The organism is Streptomyces sp. NBC_01294 (assembly GCF_035917235.1).
Classification (GTDB): domain Bacteria; phylum Actinomycetota; class Actinomycetes; order Streptomycetales; family Streptomycetaceae; genus Streptomyces; species Streptomyces caledonius.
Genome location: NZ_CP108423.1, coordinates 3,739,629 through 3,758,989 on the forward strand (window position 1 = coordinate 3,739,629; position 19,361 = coordinate 3,758,989).

21 protein-coding genes and 1 tRNA gene are annotated in these 19,361 nt (G+C 72.7%); 5 read left to right on the forward strand and 17 right to left on the reverse strand.

Annotation, left to right across the window (positions count from 1 at the left end; genetic code table 11):
* Positions 1 to 37: 37 nt before the first annotated feature.
* Positions 38 to 499 (reverse strand): GatB/YqeY domain-containing protein, encoded by a 462-nt coding sequence (locus OG534_RS16740; protein ID WP_326588854.1) that lies wholly within the window; start codon positions 497 to 499, stop codon positions 38 to 40.
* Positions 500 to 567: 68 nt separating this feature from the next.
* Between OG534_RS16740 and OG534_RS16745 the strand changes: the two genes are divergently transcribed.
* Positions 568 to 1,506 (forward strand): metallophosphoesterase, encoded by a 939-nt coding sequence (locus OG534_RS16745; protein WP_326588855.1) that lies wholly within the window; start codon positions 568 to 570, stop codon positions 1,504 to 1,506.
* Between the two features lie 107 nt (positions 1,507 to 1,613).
* Positions 1,614 to 1,687: transfer RNA gene (locus OG534_RS16750), tRNA-Pro, on the forward strand.
* A gap of 100 nt (positions 1,688 to 1,787) precedes the next feature.
* Here OG534_RS16750 and OG534_RS16755 read toward each other — a convergent pair.
* From OG534_RS16755 to OG534_RS16795, 9 genes are all read right to left on the reverse strand, one after another.
* On the reverse strand, positions 1,788 to 2,204 hold the full coding sequence (locus OG534_RS16755; RefSeq protein ID WP_326588856.1) for a hypothetical protein: 417 nt from the start codon (positions 2,202 to 2,204) through the stop codon (positions 1,788 to 1,790).
* Positions 2,205 to 2,453: 249 nt separating this feature from the next.
* Entirely contained in the window at positions 2,454 to 3,983 is a 1,530-nt protein-coding gene (locus tag OG534_RS16760; protein WP_326588857.1) for a flotillin family protein, read from the reverse strand.
* 68 nt (positions 3,984 to 4,051) lie between these two features.
* Positions 4,052 to 4,561, reverse strand: a complete 510-nt coding sequence (locus tag OG534_RS16765; RefSeq protein WP_326588858.1) for a hypothetical protein — start codon at positions 4,559 to 4,561, stop codon at positions 4,052 to 4,054.
* Positions 4,562 to 4,724: 163 nt separating this feature from the next.
* The gene (locus OG534_RS16770; protein WP_326588859.1) at positions 4,725 to 5,789 is read right to left on the reverse strand and encodes a PucR family transcriptional regulator; all 1,065 of its coding nucleotides are present in this window, start codon (positions 5,787 to 5,789) and stop codon (positions 4,725 to 4,727) included.
* A gap of 125 nt (positions 5,790 to 5,914) precedes the next feature.
* Positions 5,915 to 6,193 (reverse strand): hypothetical protein, encoded by a 279-nt coding sequence (locus OG534_RS16775; RefSeq protein WP_326588860.1) that lies wholly within the window; start codon positions 6,191 to 6,193, stop codon positions 5,915 to 5,917.
* 295 nt (positions 6,194 to 6,488) lie between these two features.
* Positions 6,489 to 7,010 (reverse strand): DUF5956 family protein, encoded by a 522-nt coding sequence (locus OG534_RS16780; protein WP_326588861.1) that lies wholly within the window; start codon positions 7,008 to 7,010, stop codon positions 6,489 to 6,491.
* 227 nt (positions 7,011 to 7,237) lie between these two features.
* On the reverse strand, positions 7,238 to 7,861 hold the full coding sequence (locus OG534_RS16785) for an HD domain-containing protein (RefSeq protein ID WP_326588862.1): 624 nt from the start codon (positions 7,859 to 7,861) through the stop codon (positions 7,238 to 7,240).
* Between the two features lie 6 nt (positions 7,862 to 7,867).
* The gene (gene codA / locus OG534_RS16790; RefSeq protein ID WP_326588863.1) at positions 7,868 to 9,169 is read right to left on the reverse strand and encodes a cytosine deaminase; all 1,302 of its coding nucleotides are present in this window, start codon (positions 9,167 to 9,169) and stop codon (positions 7,868 to 7,870) included.
* Between the two features lie 17 nt (positions 9,170 to 9,186).
* Positions 9,187 to 9,354 carry a hypothetical protein gene (locus OG534_RS16795; RefSeq protein ID WP_326588864.1) on the reverse strand — a complete coding sequence of 56 codons (168 nt, stop codon included), beginning with the start codon at positions 9,352 to 9,354 and terminating at the stop codon, positions 9,187 to 9,189.
* Positions 9,355 to 9,442: 88 nt separating this feature from the next.
* On the opposite strand from OG534_RS16795, the gene OG534_RS16800 reads away from it, so the two are divergent.
* Together OG534_RS16800 and OG534_RS16805 are read left to right on the forward strand one after the other, a co-directional pair.
* A complete protein-coding gene (locus OG534_RS16800) occupies positions 9,443 to 11,260 on the forward strand; it encodes a S9 family peptidase (protein ID WP_326588865.1) in 1,818 nt (605 codons plus the stop codon).
* 43 nt (positions 11,261 to 11,303) lie between these two features.
* The gene (locus tag OG534_RS16805) at positions 11,304 to 12,107 is read left to right on the forward strand and encodes an SURF1 family protein (RefSeq protein WP_326588866.1); all 804 of its coding nucleotides are present in this window, start codon (positions 11,304 to 11,306) and stop codon (positions 12,105 to 12,107) included.
* A gap of 64 nt (positions 12,108 to 12,171) precedes the next feature.
* On the opposite strand, the gene OG534_RS16810 is transcribed toward OG534_RS16805, so the two are convergent.
* From OG534_RS16810 to OG534_RS16840, 7 genes are all read right to left on the reverse strand, one after another.
* Positions 12,172 to 13,230 carry a hypothetical protein gene (locus tag OG534_RS16810; protein ID WP_326588867.1) on the reverse strand — a complete coding sequence of 353 codons (1,059 nt, stop codon included), beginning with the start codon at positions 13,228 to 13,230 and terminating at the stop codon, positions 12,172 to 12,174.
* Positions 13,227 to 13,913: a SigE family RNA polymerase sigma factor gene (locus OG534_RS16815; protein WP_398563357.1), complete on the reverse strand. Its 687-nt coding sequence runs from the start codon at positions 13,911 to 13,913 to the stop codon at positions 13,227 to 13,229. The genes OG534_RS16810 and OG534_RS16815 overlap by 4 nt, the downstream gene beginning before the upstream one ends.
* Before the next feature lie 218 nt (positions 13,914 to 14,131).
* The gene (locus OG534_RS16820; RefSeq protein WP_326588869.1) at positions 14,132 to 15,205 is read right to left on the reverse strand and encodes an aspartate-semialdehyde dehydrogenase; all 1,074 of its coding nucleotides are present in this window, start codon (positions 15,203 to 15,205) and stop codon (positions 14,132 to 14,134) included.
* Complete coding sequence (locus OG534_RS16825; RefSeq protein ID WP_326588870.1) at positions 15,202 to 16,476, reverse strand: aspartate kinase; 1,275 nt, start codon at positions 16,474 to 16,476, stop codon at positions 15,202 to 15,204. Before OG534_RS16825 ends, OG534_RS16820 begins: the two co-directional genes overlap by 4 nt.
* A 120-nt stretch (positions 16,477 to 16,596) precedes the next feature.
* The gene (locus OG534_RS16830; RefSeq protein WP_326588871.1) at positions 16,597 to 17,244 is read right to left on the reverse strand and encodes a DUF5063 domain-containing protein; all 648 of its coding nucleotides are present in this window, start codon (positions 17,242 to 17,244) and stop codon (positions 16,597 to 16,599) included.
* On the reverse strand, positions 17,237 to 17,836 hold the full coding sequence (gene recR, locus OG534_RS16835; protein ID WP_326588872.1) for a recombination mediator RecR: 600 nt from the start codon (positions 17,834 to 17,836) through the stop codon (positions 17,237 to 17,239). The genes OG534_RS16830 and recR overlap by 8 nt, the downstream gene beginning before the upstream one ends.
* A 36-nt stretch (positions 17,837 to 17,872) precedes the next feature.
* Positions 17,873 to 18,217 carry a YbaB/EbfC family nucleoid-associated protein gene (locus tag OG534_RS16840; protein ID WP_094744798.1) on the reverse strand — a complete coding sequence of 115 codons (345 nt, stop codon included), beginning with the start codon at positions 18,215 to 18,217 and terminating at the stop codon, positions 17,873 to 17,875.
* Positions 18,218 to 18,496: 279 nt separating this feature from the next.
* Here OG534_RS16840 and OG534_RS16845 point away from each other — a divergent pair, with 279 nt between their 5' ends.
* Positions 18,497 to 19,243, forward strand: coding sequence for an SLATT domain-containing protein (locus tag OG534_RS16845; protein ID WP_326588873.1), 747 nt, complete (start codon positions 18,497 to 18,499; stop codon positions 19,241 to 19,243).
* The last annotated feature ends 118 nt before the right edge of the window (positions 19,244 to 19,361 follow it).

A 19,361-nucleotide genomic window follows, 5' to 3' on the forward strand; every position in this document is an offset into this window, starting at 1 on the left:
CCCTCCCTTTACTACTGTCTGTCTGTCTGCTCGCTGCCTAGGAGAGCTGCTGCTTGACGACGGCGGCGACGCGCCCGCCCTCCGCCAGTCCGGCGACCTTCGGGTTCACGATCTTCATGACGGCGCCCATGGCCCGCGGCCCCTCGGCACCCGCCGCCTTGGCCTCCTCGACGGCCTGCGTCACGATCGCCACGAGCTCGTCGTCGGTGAGCTGCTTGGGCAGGTACGTGTCGAGGAACTCGCCCTCCGCGGTCTCCCGTGCGGCCTGCTCGGGGCGGCCGCCCTGGGCGAAGGCCTCGGCCGCCTCACGGCGCTTCTTCGCCTCCTTGGCGATCACCTTGAGGACTTCCTCATCGGAGAGCACACGGGCCTCCTTGCCCGCGACCTCCTCCTTGGTGATGGCGGAAAGGGTCAGTCGCAGCGTGGACGAGTGCAGCTCGTCGCGCGCCCTGATGGCGGTCGTGAGGTCTTCCTGGAGCTTGGCCTTGAGCGTGGTCATGGAGGTGAGTGTGCCAGGTGCGGGGGCGGTGGCGCCCACCTGTTTTGCGCGTCTGCGACGATGTGTCCATGCGTGCGCGTTACGGAGTACCCCTGAAGGCGGCTGCCGGAATCGCGGCGGTGGGGGCCGCGGGTGTGGCCTACGCCGCCGGTTTCGAGGCGCGGTCCTTCCGCCTGCGCCGGGTCACGGTGCCGGTCCTTCCCCAGGGGATGCGCCCGCTGCGCATACTCCAGGTCTCGGACATCCACATGGTCGGCGGGCAGCGCAAGAAGCGCGCCTGGCTGCAGTCCCTCGCCGGCCTGCGCCCCGACTTCGTCGTGAACACCGGCGACAACCTCTCCGACACCGAGGGCGTCCCCGAGGTGCTCGACGCCCTGGGACCCCTGATGTCCTTCCCGGGCGTGTACGTCTTCGGGTCGAACGACTACTACGGGCCGCGTCTGCGCAACCCCGCGCTCTACCTGCTGGAGAAGGCCCAGGGCCGGCACGGGCTGAACGGCAACAAGCCGGTCGTCGGCGCCGTCCACAACCCGTGGGAGGAGATGCGGGACGCCTTCGACGCGGCCGGCTGGCTGAACCTCACCAACACCCGGGCGCGCCTGAAGCTGGACGGCCTGGAGCTGGCCTTCACCGGGCTCGACGACCCGCACATCAAGCGGGACCGCTACGAGGCGGTCGCCGGCGGCCCGGAGGCGGACGCGGACTTCTCGCTGGCCGTGGTGCACGCCCCGTACCTGCGGGTGCTGGAGTCCTTCACCGCCGACGGGTACCCGCTGATCCTCGCGGGCCACACCCACGGCGGGCAGTTGTGCATCCCCTTCTACGGGGCGCTCGTCACCAACTGCGACCTGGACACGGAGCGCGTGAAGGGCCTGTCCACGCACGAGGCCGAGGGCCGGCGCGCGTACCTGCACGTCTCGGCGGGCTGCGGCACCAACCGCTTCACCCCGGTCCGCTTCGCCTGCCCGCCGGAGGCGACCCTCCTGACGCTGACCCCGAAGGCGTAGGGATCCCGCGCCGCCGACCGCTCCGCGAAAACCGGATTTCGTCTCCGGCGTGAGGTCCGCTAAAGTAATCGATGTCGCCAGGGCAGCAAGCGCTGCGGGGCGACGATCGGGGTGTAGCGCAGCTTGGCAGCGCGCTTCGTTCGGGACGAAGAGGTCGTGGGTTCAAATCCCGCCACCCCGACGCTGTGGTAACAGGTGAGGCGCCTACTGGTTCAGTAGGCGCCTCACCTGTTTCTGTGCGTGTCCCTCTGCGTGACCACGGTTTCGCCGCGTGGACCTCGTCAGTGCCCGACGGCCGCCTTCGCCACCGCGATCAGCAGCACGAAGAACACGTTGACCAGGCCCTCGATGACCGCCTGGGCGCGGGAGGCACCGGCGTTCAGGGCTCCGAACAGGGCCCAGCAGAATTGCTGCGCCCCCGCGACCGACAGGGCGAACCACACCGAGCCGCTCGGCCCCAGTCCCAGCAGCGGGCTCACGGCCAGGGCCGCCGCCGGCAGCACGGCCGCCTCGATGATGGGCAGCTCGCGCCGTCCGGCCCGTCGGACCTCGGCCCAGCCGACGGGCCGGCCCACCAGTCGTTCGCCGGCGAGGTGCGCGTAGACGTGGGCCACCCAGAAGACCGTGCCCGTCACCAGAAGCATCACGATGAGCTGGAGACGCGGGAAGTCGCCGACCGCGCTGGCCGTGGCGATCACCGAAGCCGCCAGGAGCGACCCGTAGACGGCTCCCGCGTGGTCCGTCCGAGATGCCGACCGAGTGTGGTCGGAGCGGCGGGGCCATCGGAAGAGGCGGTGCACCCGCCCAACATATAGACCGCGGCCCGTCCACGGCCGCACCCACACGCGGATACGGGCGCCGGCCTCTTCGCAGGACCACGTCAGGGCCTGATCCGGATCGTGGATCAGGCCCTTCCCCGCCGTGGGCCCCAGGGTGGCGTGATGGGCCTAGCCGGCGATCTCGATCTTTCCGTTGGGCGCCGCGGGAGCGGGGGCGGGGGCGGTGTCCGGCTTTGTGGTCGTGAGGCCCTTGAGGAGCTGGGCCAGGTCGACGCCGGTGGTGGAGCCGAGGAGTTCCATGCCCTGGGCGACGTTGTCGGCGACGGTACGGGACAGCTGGCTCGCGCCGTCGGTGGAGATGACGGTCATCTTGTCGATGGCGGACAGCGGTTCGGCGGCCTTGGCCACCACCAGCGGCAGCGCCTCGACCATCATCTGGATCACCGCGGCGTCGCCGTAGCTCTCGAACGCGTCGGCCTTCTTCTGCATCGCCTCGGCCTCGGCTGCGCCCTTGGCGGCGATGGCGGCCGCCTCCGCGTCGCCTTCGAGGCGTACCGCCTCCGCGATCGCCGCGCGCCGGGCCCGCTCGGCCTCACCGCGCTTGGCGCCCTCGATGGCCTCGGCCTCGGCCAGGGCCGAACGGCGCTGCTTCTCGCCCTCACCGATGAGGCGGGCCCGCTCGGCCTCGGCCTGGGCGGCCGCGATCGCCGCGAGGCGTTCGGCCTCGGCCTGCTTGACCCGGGCCACGCGCTTGGCCTCCGCCTCCTGTTCGGCCTCGTAGCGGCGGGCGTCGGCGGGCTTGCGGACCTGGGTGTCGAGCTGGCGGTCGGTCAGGGCGGCCTGGCGTTCGGCGACCTTCTCCTGTTCGGCCAGGATCTGCTGCTGGCGGTCGGCCTCGGCGAGCGGGCCGGCGGCGTTGGCCTGGGCGGCGGCCGCGTCGGTCTCGGCCTTGATCTCCGCCTGGCGCAGGTACAGGGTCCGCTCGGCGACGGCGATCTCCTCCTCGGCCTTCAGCCGGGCCTGCTCGGCGGCCCGGCGGGAGATGGCCTCGGCGATGTCCGCCTCCTGCTTGGCGCGGGCGGCCTCGGGACGGCCGAGGTCTTCGAGGTAGGAGCCCTCGGTGGTGATGTCCTGGATCTGGAAGGCGTCCAGGACCAGGCCCTGCCCGGACAGGCTGGCCTCGGCCTCCTCGGCGACCTGGCCGGCGAACGCGGCGCGGTCGCGGATGATGTCCTCCACCGACATCCGGCCGACGATGGCGCGAAGGGCCCCGGACAGCACTTCCTGGGTGAAGCCGACGATCCCGTCCTGCTGCTGCAGGAAGCGCTGCGCGGCGGCGCGGATGGCATCCTCGGTGCCGCCGACCTTGACGATCGCGACACCCTCCAGGTTGGCCTTGATGCCGCGCAGGGTGACCGCGCCGCGGACGGCGACCGGGATGTGCCGGCTGGACAGGTCGAGGCTGTAGCGCTGCTGGACGAACGGGACGACGAACACGCCTCCGCCGACCACGACCTTCTGGCCGCTGTTGTCGGTCGATATGCGTCCGGTCTCCGGGTCGGTGGAGCTCTTCCCGCGCCGGCCGGTGATGATGAACGCCTCGCTGGGCCCCGCGACCTTGTAGCGGGTCACGACGACCAGGGCGAGCAGGACGAGGAGTACGACGACTCCCACGACCGCGATGACGACTGGGCTCATGATCAATCCCCCCTGCCTCCCTCTGGGGGCAGATCGGTGATGGAACGGACGGGTGGGTGCGGCGGCCGTCAGTGTTCGACGGCCCGCACGCTGACCGAGGTGGACGAGGGCGCAGCCGTGACCCACACCTCGGCGCCGCGCGCCAGCGGGCCGTCGGCGGTCGCCGCGTACTTGACCGGCTGCCCGGCCAGGCGCAGGAGCACCTCGCCGTAGCCGCCCGACGGAATGGCGGTCACCACCGTCCCGGCCGATCCCACCAGATCGTCCTGGCGCGGCGCGGCTCCGCTGTGGTCCCGCAGGAGTGCCCGGCTCAGCCGCCACGTGAGCCAGCCGGCGCCCGCTCCCGCGAGGGCTCCGGCGGCGGTGGCCGCGCCCGGCCCCACTCCCGTGGTCCCGAGCACGATCGCCCCCGTGAAGCCGAGCATCGAGACGAAGCCGGCGACGACCGGGAGCGACAGCCAGCCGTCGAACAGCCCGTTCAGGGCGCCGCCGAAGACGCCCTCCAGGATTCCGTCGAACACCAGCGAGGCGGCGAGCAGCGCGATTCCCGCCATGCCGAGACCGAGAAACAAGCCCACGAGCACCTCCCCCCTCCGCCGGCGTTTCCGCCGGATGCGGGGATCGTGCCACCGGGACACCGCTGTGCGCATTGCCCGTGCCCGGCAATCTTTACGCCCCTTTAACGCACACCCGGAAGGGACGGACGCCCTGGCTCAGGCCGCGGTTCCACCCGGGCCCGGCTCAGCTCCCGGTTCCACCCGGCCAGTCCAGCAGCCGGGCCCCGATCACGGCGGTCTGCAGGGTGTAGCGGTGCCGGGGGTCGGCCGGGTCGGCTCCGGTCAGGCCGTGGATGCGCTCCAGCCGGTACGTCAGCGCCCGCACGCTCAGCGACATCCTGCGCGCGGCCTCGGTCGCCACGCAGCCGCTGTCGAAGTACGCGGACAGGGTGTCGATGAGGGGCCGAGCGCCGCCGCGGGCCGCCCGCAACGGGCCGAGGACGCTCTCCACCAGGTCGGCCATGGCCTGCCGGTCCCGCGTCAGGACCGGGTAGACGAGCAGGTCGGCCGCGTGCAGCACCGGCTCCTCCAGGCCCATCCGGTCGGCGAGTTCGAGGGCGCCCAGGGCTTCCTCGTACGAGTGGACGACCCCGCCGGGCCCCTGGTGGGAACGGCCGATGGCGACCCGGCCGCCGTCGGTGGCGGCGTACGCCTGCCGGGCGAAGTAGTCCAGGACGTCGGGCTGTTCCCCCGGGGCGACGCAGACCAGCCGGCCGTCCTTCGTGGTCAGCAGGATCTGCCGGTTGCCGAACCGGGCCAGCACGGTCTCCTCGATCCCGCGGGCCACCGGGTAGCCGTCGCCGTACGGCTCCCGGCCCTGGGCCACCGCGACCGCGTGGGCCTGCGACAGCCGCAGCCCGAACCGGACGGCGCGCTCCGCGAGGCGGCCCAGGTCGCTGCGCCCGTACAGCAGGTCGTCGATGAACTCGCGGCGCGCGGCCTCCTCTTGGCGGACGGCCTGGTGCTGCGAGCGCTCGTACCCCTCGGCGAAGGCGTCCACCGCCTGTTCCAGCGCCGCCAGCAGCGGTCCCGCCGCCCCGGCCGGCAACCGCGGATGCACCTCCCGCGCCCCGGCCAGGTGGGCCCGGACGAGCCCGCGCAGCGCGAGTCCCGCCTCCGCCGCCCGCATGCCCTGCGCCCTGCGCGCATCCAGCTCGGCGCGCGTGAGCCGGCGTCCTGTGGCGCAGACGTCGAGCAGGATGTCCGCGTACCCCGCCAGATGATCCGCCTGAGCCGTCCCCTCGGCCATGGTTCCCCCCGATCCTGACGCCTCCATGACAGGTTCTTGACGTCGGTGACCAGGGTGACACGTGCCGTGCCGTGCCGCGCTCGCGTGCGGCCGCGCCCTACCGGGCCGGGCCGCCGCGCCGACTGTCAGTAGGGCCGCGGTGACATGATGTGCGGCTCGATGGCCGGCGCCTCGAAGATGCAGCGGGGCACGCCCGGGCCGGGTGTCGCGCGGACGGACACCTGCGTCGGGGGATCCGTCGGCAGCTCGACGCGGACGGTCACGGGGTGATCGTGGTGCGTCGTGGCGTAGCCCGTCTCCTTGCCGTCGACGAGCACCTCCACGACGGCCTCGCGCCCGGTCTGGACCGTGGCGCTGACCGAGTGCCCCGCGTGGTCGATGTGGAAGTGATGGCGCCGTCTCATGAGCTCGCCTCCCGCCGTGACCCCCCACGACCAGGGTAGCCACGAGAGCGCCGGAGGGCCCGGTGGTGCCCGGTGACCACGCCCCCGTGCAGGAGGGCGCGCGACCGGCGCCGCGCCGCGGAGAGTCGGGCCGGGCCGGGGTAGGCCGGGACAGGGCACGGGCTCGGGCGCGGTGGTGACGCCGTGCGGGAGGAGCCCGCCGGGCTCGGGTCGCCATCACCCGCCGGCCCGTACGGGCCGGCGGCGTACGACTCCTCAGCTGCGGAAACGTTTCTGACGGGCACGCAGCCCGCCTCTAGCCGCCGTCCCCGTGGCGTACGGCGAGTTCGGCGAGCTCGGCTTGGGCCAGGGTGAGGAAGGCCGTCGCGGGCCGGGCTTCCACGGCGCGTTCGGCGGCCACGGTGTCGAGGTGGTCGAGGACCTCGCCCAGGGTGGCGAAGGGCCCGACCGGGCGGAGCAGCCAGAGGCGGCCGCGGGGGCGGGGCGGGAGACCGAGGCCTGCGAGGGCCGCGTCGGCCTCCCGGTCGAGGTCGCGAAGGTCGGGCTCGGGGAGCGGGGCGCATTCCACGCCGGTGATGTGGCCGTGGCCGTCGAGCGCGGTGTCCACCGCCCAGTGGGTGGAGCGGTCGGGGATCCAGGTCCGGGCCGCCGGGGGCCAGACGTACGGCAGGAACACCCAGCGCAGGTCTTCGGGGGCCGGCTCCCAGCCGAGCGCCTCCAGCTCCCGGATCTCGGGCAGCCGGTCCGCCTCCAGTTCGCTGCGGCCGGTGCGGCGCAGTGCGAGCGGGTGCGGTGTTCCGTCCTCGTCCCACGACATGCGGGCACGCTATCCGACGCGCCAGCGGATGTGGGTGAGCTCCGGGGTGGCGTCCCGCATCCGCGCGGCGGCGTGCGGCACCGGGCCCGCTCCGGGGTGGCGACCCGCATCCGCTCCGGGGGCGCGACCCGCATCCGCTGCGGGGTCGCGACCCACATCCGCTGCGGGATGGCGGCCCGCATCCGCTCCAGGGGGTCGGCCGGGGCCCGGGCCGACCCCTACATCCGCTACATCCGCTCCAGGGGGTTCGCCGCGATGCGGACGGCCGCGCCGCCCGCCACGTACGCGGCCGCCGCGCAGTCGGGCTTGCGGGCCGCCTGGTCCTCGACCAGCGCGAGGAAGTCGCCGCCGAAGGTGCCGCGCGGGTACGCGGCGAGGAGGCCGGCCGTGAAGGACGGGTCGAACGCGGCCACGCGCAGGCCCGAGACGTCGGCGCTCGTGCCGACCTGCAGGAGGTGGCTCTCCACGTCCTCGGCCGCCGTCACGTCGTCCCGCATGTGCAGCACGATCACCTCCGCGGCGCGGGCCCGCCGGGCCGCCGGCCAGCCCAGTCCGGCCGTCAGCACGCGCGCGACGTGCCCGCCCGCCTCCTCGAAGGGCAGGGTGTGGCTGTCGAACGGCACGGTCAGGCCCAGGTCGTGCAGCAGGGCCGACACGTAGAAGAGTTCCGCGTCGAACTCCAGGCCGTGGTCGGCCGCGTACCGCGCCCCGAAGGCATAGGAGCGGACGGAGTGGTTCAGCAGCGCCGTGTCCGCGTACTCCGACGCGATCTCCAGAGCGGCCCGGGCCGAGTCGGTGTCGGGGATGTCGGGGATGTCGGGGGTGTCGGGGGTCTTGAGCGTCCGCGTCATGGGGCGTCAGCGTAGGCGGCGGCTGAAGTCCACGTCCGACGGGGGCTCCCCGGGCCAGGACAGCCGGGTCGGGGCGGGCGGGGTCTCGGCGAGGACCGAGCCGCGCGAGACGACGTACCGGGGCCGGACCTGGCGGCGGATCGCCTCCTCGGGCGACGGGGCCGGCAGGAGGGCGAAGGAGGCGGGCGCGCCCGCGGTGATGCCGTACTCCGCCTCGGACAGGCCCAGCACGCGTGCCGCACGGTCCGTCACCATGGAGAAGGCAGTGGGGATCTCCCCGGCCCCGGTCAGCTGGGCGGCGTACAGCCCGACGAGGGCGGTCTGGAGCGGATTGGCGGTGCCCAGCGCGTTCCAGGGATCCATCACGTCGTCGTGGCCGAACGCCACGTTGACCCCGGCCGCCAGCATCTCCTTGACCTGGGTGAGGCCGCGCCGCTTGGGATAGGCGTCGAAGCGGCCCTGGAGGTTGAGGTTGGCGAAGGGGTTGGCGACCAGGTTGATGCCGGAACGGGACAGCAACCGCTGGAGTTTGAAGCTGTACGCGCCGTTGTAGGAGCCCATGGCCGTTGTGTGCGAGGCCGTGGCGCGCTCGCGCAGGCCCGAGCGCAGGGCCAGGGTGGCCAGCACCTCCACGAAGCGGGACTGCTCGTCGTCGATCTCGTCGCAGTGCGCGTCCACCCGCAGGCCGTGCTCCTCGGCCAGCGCGAAGGCCGTCCGCAGCGAGGCCACGCCGTCCTCGCGGGTGTCCTCGAAGTGCGGGATCGCGCCCACGACGTCCGCCCCGCGGGCGACCGCCTCGCGCAGCAGTGCCTCGCCGTCGGGGAAGGAGACGATGCCCTCCTGCGGGAACGCCACGATCTGCAGGGTCATGACGTCCCGGACCCGGTCGCGCACCTCCAGCAGGGCGTCGAGCGCGGTCAGGGCCGGGTCGGTGATGTCGCAGTGGGTGCGCACGTGCAGCACCCCTTGGGCGGCCTGCCAGCGCAGCACCTCGCTTGCCCGCGCGATCACGTCCTCGCGGGTCAGGGTCCGCTTGCGCTCGCTCCAGCAGGCGATGCCCTCCCACAGGGTGCCGGAGGCGTTGGGGCGCGGCTCGCCGGCCGTCAGCGCCGTGTCGAGGTGGATGTGCGGCTCGACGAAGGGGGCGGTGAGCAGGTCGCCGTGGGCCTCGATGAGGATGCCGGTGCCCGGGGGCTCCTTCTGGTCGTCGTACGGGATCACCCGCGCGATGCGGCCGTCCTCCGCGACCTCGATGTCGGACAGGCCGGAGGTGTGGAGCAGCCGGGCGCCCCGGACGATCATCCGCATGGCGCCAGCCTACGGACTCAGCCGCGCTTCGCCTGGGCCTTCTGCTGCATGCCGCGCGTCTTCGCCGCGGACGACAGGCCGTCCCGGGCCGCGGCCTTGGCACGGGCCTCGGCGGCCGTGTTCTTCGCCAGCGCGCGCTGGGAGTCCTGGTGGCTGTGGTGGCCGGTGTGGGCCTTCTTGGCCATGATCTTTCCTCCTCGGGCTACGGGTTCCACTCTGCGCCCGTTCGGAGCAGTCGGCATCCGGGGGACGGCTGCGGCCACAATGGGGCGCATGACCACGCGCATGACCAGCGACAGCGAGATCACCCCCGAGACGCCCGACTGGGAGAAGCGGTTCCGGGCACCGCGCGTCGGGCTCCCCGACTGGGCCGAGGACGCCCCGGACCGTTCCCTCTTCGTCTCCAACGCGACCGGCACGTTCGAGCTCTACGCCTGGGACCGCACCACCGGCGTGCAGCGGCAGGCCACCGACCGCCCCAACGGCACCACCGACGGCACCCTCTCCCCCGACGGGGAGTGGATCTGGTGGTTCTCCGACACGGACGGCGACGAGTTCGGCACCTGGGTGCGCCAGCCCTTCGCGGGCGGCCCCGACAAGCCGGCCACCCCCGGCCTGGAGCCCTCGTACCCGGCCGGGCTGGCCATCGGCCGCGACGGGACCGCCGTCGTCGGGCGCTCCACCGACGAGGACGGCTCGACGGTCCACGTGGTCCGCCCGGACGGCTCCGCGCCCACCGTGATCTACCGGCACCGGGAGTCGGCCGGCGTCGGCGACCTGTCCCGCGACGGGACCCTCGTGGCCGTCGAGCACACCGAGCACGGTGACGCGATGCACTCCGCCCTGCGCGTCCTGACCCTCGACGGGACCACCGTCGCCGAGCTGGACGACTCCCGGGGCGCCACCGAGGAGCTCGGCCTGGAGGTGCTCGGCTTCGCGCCCGTCGCGGGCGACACCCGGCTCCTCGTCGGCCACCAGCGGCGCGGCCGCTGGGAGCCGATGGTGTGGGACGTGGCCACCGGCGCGGAGCAGGACCTCGCGATCGACCTGCCGGGCGACGTCAGCGCCGAGTGGTACCCGGACGGTTCCGCGCTCCTGGTCGCGCACAGCTTCGAGGCGCGCAGCGAGCTGTGGCGCTACGACCTGGACGCGCGGGAGCTCGTACGCGTGGACACGCCGCCGGGGTCGGTGTCGGGGGCCACCGCGCGGCCCGACGGGACGGTGGAGTACCTGTGGTCCTCGGCCGCCGAGCCCTCGACGGTGCGGTCGACGGCGGGCGGGATCGTCCTGGACCCGCCCGGCTTCCGGGCGCCCGGCTCGCTGCCGGTGGAGGACGTGTGGGTCGAGGGCCCGGGCGGCCGGATCCACGCGCTCGCGCAGCGGCCGGCGGGCCGCGGCGACGGCCCCTTCCCGACGATCTTCGAGATCCACGGCGGGCCCACCTGGCACGACAGCGACGCCTTCGCGGCGACCCCGGCGGCCTGGCTGGACCACGGCTTCGCGGTCGTACGGGTCAACTACCGCGGCTCCACGGGCTACGGCCGGGCCTGGACGGACGCCCTCAAGCACCGGGTCGGCCTGATCGAGCTGGAGGACATCGCGGCGGTCCGGGAGTGGGCGGTCTCCACCGGCCTCGCGGACCCGGCGCGCCTGGTCCTGTCGGGCGGCTCCTGGGGCGGGTACCTGGCGCTGCTGGGCCTGGGCACCCAGCCAGACGCCTGGGCCGTGGGCCTGGCCGCCGTCCCGGTAGCGGACTACGTCACGGCCTACCACGACGAGATGGAGGCGCTGAAGGCGCTGGACCGCACCCTCTTCGGCGGGACGCCGGAGGAGGTCCCGGACCGCTTCGAGGCGTCGTCGCCGCTGACGTACGTGGACCGGGTGTCGGCCCCGGTGCACATCGCGGCGGGCGTCAACGACCCGCGCTGCCCGATCCGCCAGATCGACAACTACGTGGACCGGCTCGCGGCGCGCGGAGCGGTCCACGAGGTGTACCGGTACGACGCCGGGCACGGCTCGCTGGTGGTGGAGGAGCGGATCAAGCAGGTCCGCATGGAGCTGGAGTTCGCCCTCAAGCACCTGCCCGCCTGACCCTGCGGGACGGCGACCGGTGCACCCCCCGTACGGTGGTGGGGTGCACCGGTTTCTCCTGACCCCGCGTTGGTGGGGGATCAACGTCTTCGTCGCGCTCGCCGTCCCCTTCTGCCTGTTCATGGGGACCTGGCAGCTCGGCCGCTTCGAGGACCGTGTCGAAAGCCACCGGGAGGCGAACGCCGAGCGGCCCGCCGACCAGGTGGCAGCCCCCCTGGACTCGCTGCTTCCGGTCGACAAGAAGACCTCCGGACGGCTGGCCTCCACGGCCGGTGAGTACGGTGACCAGCTGCTGGTGCCCGAGCGCAGGCTCGACGGCGCGTCCGGCTTCTACGTGCTGACCCTGCTGAAGACCGACTCCGGCAAGTCCGTCCCGGTGGTCCGGGGCTGGCTGCCGGGGGCGGCCGACCCGGCCAGGGCACCGGAGCCGCCGACCGGCCGCGTCGAGGTCACCGGGGCCCTGCAGGCCTCGGAGAACTCCGGCACGAAGGGCGTCCACGCCCAGGGAGGCCTGCCCGCCGGGCAGCTCGGGGTCATCGCGGCGGCCACCCTGGTCAACATCGTCCCGTACGACCTGTACGACGCCTGGCTGACCGTGCAGACCCCCGCGGACGGGATGGTTCCGGTGCCCGCGCAGGCGCCGACCAACACCGGGCTCGACCTGAAGGCCTTCCAGAACCTCGGCTACACCGGCGAGTGGTTCGTCTTCGTCGCCTTCGTCCTCTTCATGTGGTTCCGGCTCTACCGCCGCGAGGTGGAGACCCTCCGCGACGCCGAGGCGGGCCTGCTCGACTCCGCGCCGCAGCCCGCGCCGCAGCCCGCGCCGCAGCCGGTCCCGGCCGACTAGTCCGGCGGACGGGTCGGCCGGACTGGGCGGCCGTATCGGCCGGACTGACGGGCGTATCGGCCGGCTAGTCGGTCGGGATCGCACCCGTCCGGTAGACCGTGCCGCCGCACACCTCGGGGATCGTCGTCTGCGTGGTCGCCGCACCCGCCTGAGGGGTGTGGGACACCGCGACTCCGGCCGGGACCGGGGGCTCGCCCGCCGTCGGGTCGGAGCCGCTCGCCGCACCGCCCGAGGAGTCGGACTGCGGCGGATTCGCACCCGCGTCCGGCTTCGTCGCCGTGCAGGCCTCCCCCGACGGCACCCACGCGAAGCGGACCTCGTACGACGTGTTCGGCGTGAGGACCAGGGACGGCGCCGCCGCCGACGGATCGGGCAGCAGCCCGGTCGCGGCGTCCCCCGGCTTGTGGCCCACCACGGCGACCGAGGAGCCCGCGCCGACCTGGGTCGCCGCCGAGGCCGCGACGGTGTCCTGGCCGGTGACGGCGCAGCCGTGCGCCGAGACGTTGGTGACCCGGAAGCTGCCGTACACCCGGCCGTCGGCCTCGGGGGCCCTGGACCAGCCCACCACCAGCAGCTGGTCCGCACCGCACCCGGGCACCCCGCTCGGCGGGGCCGGCGGCAGCGGGCCCGAGCCCGCCACCGAGCCGGGGCTCGTGCCGAAGGTGCCGGTGCCCGAGGGGCCCGCCGTGACACCGCCGGCCGGGGAACCGCCCGCCGTCGCGTCCGGCTGCCCGGTGGCGCCGCCCACGGCCCGGGCGTCGCCGAAGGAGTGGGTGGACTTCGGCTGGACGCCGTGCCCGTTCTGATGCGGGTCGGAGGCTCCCCCCGACTTCTCGCCGGCGTGCGCGCCGTGCCCGGCCACGGCCGGCCGGTCGGCGGACGCGCCCTCGCCGCCCACCAGGTGCAGGACGGCCGGGATCCCGGTCCCGGCGAGCAGCGCCGCCGCGGCGGCGCCAACGACGACGGCCTGGCGTCTGCGGCGGACCTGGCGCGCGGGCACGGCGCACCGCAGGCGCTCCAGCGCGTCCGCGGAGGGCTCCAGACCCTCGACGGCCCCGTGGAACAGGCTCCGCAGTGCGTCTTCCTCGCCTGCTCCGCCCGGTTGGGTGTGGTCGTCCATCATGACTGCGCAGCCTCCATCGCCACCCGCAGCGCGGCAATGCCCCGCGATCCGTACGCCTTCACCGAGCCGAGCGATATCCCGAGCGTCTCGGCGACCTGGGCCTCCGTCATGTCCGCGAAGTAGCGCAGCACCAGCACCTCGCGCTGGCGGCGCTGAAGCCCCCGCATCGCCTTGATCAGGTCGTCCCGCTCCAGCTGGTCGTACGCGCCTTCCTCGGCGCTCGCCATGTCCGGCATCGGCTTCGACAGCAGCTTGAGGCCGAGGATGCGCCGGCGCAGGGCGGAGCGCGAGAGGTTCACGACGGTCTGGCGCAGGTACGCCAGGGTCTTCTCCCGGTCACGGACCCGGTTGCGGGCCGAGTGCACCCGGATGAACGCCTCCTGGACCACGTCCTCGCAGGAGGCGGTGTCGTCGAGGAGCAGCGCGGCCAGGCCCAGGAGCGAGCGGTAGTGCGTCTGGTAGGTCGCCGTGAGGTGGTCGACGGTGGTTCCGGCCACCACCTCGGCCGTCTCGCTCTTGCCGCTCCCGTCCGCCTCAGCGCTGTCGCGCGGTGCGGGCACGAGGCCGCCCCGGATCGGTACGGCGGTCCGTACGGGCGCCTCTGACGGCCCCGCCGGCGGGACGGGCACGATCACGGGAAGACCGCCGCCGGGTACGCGCAAGCCCCGGCGCGGCGGGATGATCCCGGTACGCGCCGGTAGGACGGCCAACTCCAGCACTGCCTCTGCCACGCCTGTAGGACACGCGTCCCCCCGTCAGGGTTGTACGCGTGAGGCAGCCTCACCAGCAAAATCCCTCTTGCCCTCATGCGTACCCGCTCTTCCCGATTGCCCCGTCTTATCGAGACGGCAGTCGGGCCATCACCTTGATCAAGGGATCAGGACCGATCCTACAAAGCGAATTACGCAAATTCACCCGCGATCAGTTCCGCGATCTGCGTGGCATTCAGGGCGGCACCCTTGCGGAGATTGTCGGCGCACACGAAGAACTCCAGGGCGCACGGGTCGTCGAGCGAGGCCCGCACCCGTCCCACCCAGGCCGGATCCGTCCCGGCGGCGTCCGCGGGGGTGGGGAACTCCCCGACCGCGGGGTCGTCCACGAGCACCACGCCGGGCGCGGCCTCCAGGATCTCCCGGGCGTGCGGGGCCTCCACCTCGCGCTCGAAGCGGGCCCGCACGCTCAGCGAGTGCCCGGTCAGCACCGGCACCTGTACGCAGGTCACCGACACCGGGAGCCGCTCCAGCTGCAGGATCCGGCGCGTCTCGCCCCGTACCGCCAGCTCGTGCGAGGACCAGCCGTCCTCGCGCAGCTCGCCGGACCAGGGCACGACGTTGAGGGCGAGCGGGGCCGCGAAGGGGCCGGTGTCCTCGCCCACGGCACGGCGTACGTCCCCGGTCTGCTCCCCCAGCGAGGTCCCGGCGACCAGCGACAGCTGGCGGCGCAGCGCCTCGGAGCCGGACCGGCCGGCGGCGCTCGCGGCCTGGTACGAGGAGACGACCAGGTCGCACAGGGAGTACTCGGCGTGCAGCGCACCGAGGGCCGCGATCATGGCGGCGGTCACGCAGTCCGGGCCGGCGACGATCCCGCGCGGCCGGATCCGTACGGCGTGTCCGTTGACCTCGGGCACCACCAAGGGGACCTCCGGGTCGTCCCGGAAGGCGGCGGACTGGTCGACGACGACCGCGCCGCGCGCGGTGACGATGGGAGCCCACCGGGCCGAGACCTCGGCCGGGGTCAGGAAGAGTGCGACGTCACCCGGCCCGAGGCCGTCGAAGGCGTCCTCGGTGAGGGCGAGCACCTCGCACTCCTCCGCGCGGACGGTCAGCATGCGGCCGGCCGAACGCGCGGAGGCGATCAGGCGTATGTCGCCCCAGACGTCCGCCCGCTGGGACAGGATCTGGAGCAGGACCGAACCGACCGCTCCGGTCGCCCCGACCACGGCGAGCGCCGGGGCGGACGACCGGGTGCGGGTCATCGTCCGGTGCCTCCGTAGACGACGGCTTCGTCACTGTCGGAGTCGAGGCCGAAGGCCGTGTGCACGGCGCGGACGGCCTCGTTGACGTCGTCCTGGCGGGTCACGACCGAGATGCGGATCTCGGAGGTGGAGATCAGCTCGATGTTGACCCCCGCGTCGGACAGCGCCTGGAAGAAGGAGGCGGTGACGCCCGGGTTCGTCTTCATGCCGGCGCCGACCAGGGAGATCTTGCCGATCTGGTCGTCGTAGCGCAGGGAGTCGAAGCCGATCGCGCCCTTCGCCTTCTCCAGGGCGTCGATGGCCTTGTGGCCCTCGGACTTCGGGAGCGTGAAGGAGATGTCGGTGAGGCCCGTCGAGGCCGCCGAGACGTTCTGCACGATCATGTCGATGTTGATCTCGGCGTCCGCGATGGCGCGGAAGATCGCCGCGGCCTCACCCGGCTTGTCCGGGACGCCGACGACCGTGATCTTGGCTTCGGAGACGTCGTGAGCGACTCCGGAGATGATGGCGTGCTCCACCTGCTCGTCCCCTTGCGGATTCTCGTTGCTGACCCACGTGCCCGGCAGTCCCGAGAAGGACGAACGGACGTGGATCGGGATGTTGTATCGGCGTGCGTACTCGACACAGCGGTGCAGCAGCACCTTGGAACCGGAGGCGGCGAGCTCCAGCATGTCCTCGGAGGAGATCCAGTCGAGCTTCTTGGCCTTCTTCACGACGCGGGGGTCCGCGGTGAAGACGCCGTCGACGTCGGTGTAGATCTCGCAGACCTCGGCGTCCAGCGCCGCGGCCAGCGCGACGGCGGTCGTGTCCGAGCCGCCCCGGCCGAGGGTGGTGATGTCCTTGGAGTCCGCGGACACGCCCTGGAAACCGGCGACGATGGCGATGTTGCCCTCGTCCAGCGCGGTGCGGATTCGGCCCGGCGTGACATCGATGATGCGCGCTTTGTTGTGGACCGAGTCGGTGATCACGCCTGCCTGGCTGCCGGTGAACGACTGGGCCTCGTGGCCCAGGTTTTTGATCGCCATGGCCAGCAGGGCCATGGAGATCCGCTCTCCGGCGGTCAGCAGCATGTCGAATTCACGTCCGGCAGGCATGGGAGAAACCTGCTCGGCGAGATCGATCAGCTCGTCCGTCGTGTCGCCCATCGCGGACACCACGACGACCACTTGGTGGCCGTTCTTCTTGGCATCCACGATCCGCTTGGCGACACGCTTGATGCCCTCGGCATCGGCTACGGAGGAGCCTCCGTACTTCTGCACGACAAGGCCCACGTGCGCTCCTCGCTCAGTCCGTCTCATTGCTGGTGCAGTGTAACGAGCGACCGCGATCCGACCGCTTCGTACCACATCATGAGACGAACAGATCAAAGAATGAGTTCCCGCGCCGGGCGATCACTTGCGGCCGAGTCCGCCCAGCTCCTGCGCCATCACCTGTCCGGCCTGCTCCGCGAGGTCGTCCTCGGCCATCTCCTCGTCCGTGTCCAGGCCGTCCAGGGCCTCCAGCGGCTGGTTCAGCCGTACGTGCGAGATCAGCGACTGGAGGGCACGCAGGGTGGCCGAGGCCGTCGGGCCCCAGTTGGTGAAGTACGAGAACTGCCACCACCACAGCGCCTCCGTGATCCGGCCCGACTGGTGGTGGATGAGCCCGTGCCGCAGGTCGGCGACCACGTCTGCCAGGTCGTCGGAGATCCGGTGGGCCACCGGGGCCTTGCGGGGCTCGTACGGGTCGAAGACCTCGGAGTAGACGTCGACCGGCTCCAGCATGATCGCGAACCGCTCGCGCAGGTCGTCCACGTCCGGCTCCGGGCCGAGATCGGGCTCGTAGCGCTCGTCCGGCAGCACGTCCTGGTACGCGCCCAGCCGGCCGCCCGCCAGCAGCAGCTGGGACACCTCCAGGAGGAGGAAGGGCACCGCACTGTCGGGGTCCTCGCCCTTGGCCACCTCGGTGACCGCAACGATGAACGACTCGATCTGGTCCGCGATCGAGGCGGCGAAGTCGTCCGGATCCTGGCCGAGGGCGTGCAGCGTTGCGTCAGACATCGAGAAGTCGCCTTCCTTCAAAGGCCCGCCCGAGCGTGACCTCGTCCGCGTACTCCAGATCTCCCCCGACGGGGAGCCCGCTGGCCAGGCGGGTGACCTTCAGGCCCATGGGTTTGATCATGCGGGCGAGGTAGGTGGCGGTCGCCTCGCCCTCCAGGTTCGGGTCGGTGGCGAGGATCAGCTCGGTCACCTCGCCGTCCGCCAGCCGCTTCAGCAGCTCACGGATGCGCAAATCGTCCGGGCCGACGCCCTCGATCGGGCTGATCGCGCCGCCGAGGACGTGGTACCTGCCCCGGAACTCGCGGGTCCGCTCGATCGCGACGACGTCCTTGGGCTCCTCCACGACACAGATGACCGTGGTGTCCCGGCGCGGGTCGCGGCAGATGCCGCACCGCTCCTCCTGCGCCACGTTCCCGCACACCGCGCAGAACCGGACCTTGTCCTTGACCTCAAGCAGCGCGTGCGCGAGGCGGCGGACGTCGGTGGGCTCGGTCTGCAGGATGTGGAAGGCGATCCGCTGCGCGCTCTTGGGCCCGACGCCGGGCAGCCTGCCCAGTTCGTCGATCAGGTCCTGAACCACGCCTTCGTACAACGGACTGCCTTCTCTCTGTGTGGGGTGTCGCGGGGACTAGAACGGGAGGCCGGGGATGCCGCTGCCGCCGCCCAGGCCCTGGGCCAGGGGGCCCAGCTTCTGCTGCTGGAGCGCCTGCGCGTTCTCGTTGGCCGCCTGGACCGCCGCGACCACCAGGTCGGCGAGCGTCTCCGTGTCCTCGGGGTCCACGGCCTTCGGGTCGATCACCAGTGCCCGCAGTTCACCGGAACCGGTGACGGTCGCCCTGACCAGACCGCCGCCGGCCTGACCCTCGACCTCGGTCCGGGCGAGCTCCTCCTGCGCGGCCGCGAGATCCTGCTGCATCTTCTGGGCCTGCTGGAGCAGCTGCTGCATGTTGGGCTGGCCACCACCGGGAATCACTGGGCACTCACTCCATACGTCATACGCCGATACGATCGCGACCTTCGGAACGCTTGGTCAATCCGAGCCTACGTGCTCCCCGCGCGCTGCGCCCTACGCCGTGAGGACCAACTCTTTCGAGTGAGAGACGAGGCGTACGCGTACCTGATGGAGACCTCCTTGCGGGCGGAAATCCCGGGAATCGTCGCCCATCGCTCGTCATTCGAAGGTAGGAAGAGCATGCGCATCATTGCGCACACGCGCACCACCACACGTCAGCGCAGGCAGAGGGAGTGCCGGGTGAGCCAGCCGGAGATGCAGCCCGAGGGGCCACCCCGGGATCCCCGGGAGGAAGGCGACGGACCGATGGCGGCGGGCGATCTGACCGGCCGGCCGTTCCCCCTCGGGGACTGGGGCGAGCCCGCGGAGCGGCTCGACGAGCTCTACCGGCGGGTCGAGGCCGATGCGCTGCGCACCGCCGCGTGGTACCTGTCCGACCGGGCCTGGAAGCGGCGCGGTGCGCGCGTGCTGCGCGCCGGGGCGGCCGTGGGCGCCGTCACGGGCGCCTCCATGCCGCTGCTGGAGCTGACCGGCTCGCTGGCGGGCGCGTCCACGTACGGCTACCTCGCACTGCTGCTGGGCGCGGCCGCGCTGGCCTGCGACCGGTTCTTCGGGCTGACGTCCGGGTGGATGCGGGACGTGGCCACGGCGCAGGCGGTGCAGAGGCGGCTCCAGACCCTCCAGTTCGACTGGGCGTCGGAGAACGTACGGGAGGTGCTCGGCCCCACCGAGGGCACGGCCAGCGAGGCCGCCGAGCGCTGTCTGACCGTGCTTCGCCGCTTCTCGGAGGACATCACGGAGCTGGTGCGCTCGGAGACGGCGGACTGGATGGTGGAATTCCGGGCCGGGCCCGCGCCGCTGGTGATGCAGTCCCTGGGCGCCTCCGGGGGCCGCGCGGACGCGTACGTCCCCCCGGCCCGCTTCCCCCTCCCCCCGGGCACCCGCCCGAACATGCCCCGCCAACGCCCCCCGGAACAACCCCGCTGACGGCCGGCGGGGCCAATGCAGCCCCGCCCCCATCTCCCGTTCCCACTCTGCCGGAACCAAATCCGGCCCCGCGGCGGAGCCCAATTCCAGCCCCGCCGACGTTTGAGGCGCGGGGTCC

Excerpts from the sequence above, each read along its gene's own strand:
- OG534_RS16740 (WP_326588854.1), bottom strand. The coding sequence starts at position 499 with ATGACCACGCTCAAGGCCAAGCTCCAGGAAGACCTCACGACCGCCATC.
- OG534_RS16745 (WP_326588855.1), top strand. The coding sequence starts at position 568 with ATGCGTGCGCGTTACGGAGTACCCCTGAAGGCGGCTGCCGGAATCGCG.
- OG534_RS16760 (WP_326588857.1), bottom strand. The coding sequence starts at position 3,983 with ATGAGCCCAGTCGTCATCGCGGTCGTGGGAGTCGTCGTACTCCTCGTC.
- OG534_RS16770 (WP_326588859.1), bottom strand. The coding sequence starts at position 5,789 with ATGGCCGAGGGGACGGCTCAGGCGGATCATCTGGCGGGGTACGCGGAC.
- OG534_RS16775 (WP_326588860.1), bottom strand. The coding sequence starts at position 6,193 with ATGAGACGGCGCCATCACTTCCACATCGACCACGCGGGGCACTCGGTC.
- OG534_RS16780 (WP_326588861.1), bottom strand. The coding sequence starts at position 7,010 with ATGTCGTGGGACGAGGACGGAACACCGCACCCGCTCGCACTGCGCCGC.
- OG534_RS16785 (WP_326588862.1), bottom strand. The coding sequence starts at position 7,861 with ATGACGCGGACGCTCAAGACCCCCGACACCCCCGACATCCCCGACATC.
- codA (WP_326588863.1), bottom strand. The coding sequence starts at position 9,169 with ATGCGGATGATCGTCCGGGGCGCCCGGCTGCTCCACACCTCCGGCCTG.
- OG534_RS16795 (WP_326588864.1), bottom strand. The coding sequence starts at position 9,354 with ATGGCCAAGAAGGCCCACACCGGCCACCACAGCCACCAGGACTCCCAG.
- OG534_RS16800 (WP_326588865.1), top strand. The coding sequence starts at position 9,443 with ATGACCACGCGCATGACCAGCGACAGCGAGATCACCCCCGAGACGCCC.
- OG534_RS16810 (WP_326588867.1), bottom strand. The coding sequence starts at position 13,230 with ATGATGGACGACCACACCCAACCGGGCGGAGCAGGCGAGGAAGACGCA.
- OG534_RS16820 (WP_326588869.1), bottom strand. The coding sequence starts at position 15,205 with ATGACCCGCACCCGGTCGTCCGCCCCGGCGCTCGCCGTGGTCGGGGCG.
- OG534_RS16830 (WP_326588871.1), bottom strand. The coding sequence starts at position 17,244 with ATGTCTGACGCAACGCTGCACGCCCTCGGCCAGGATCCGGACGACTTC.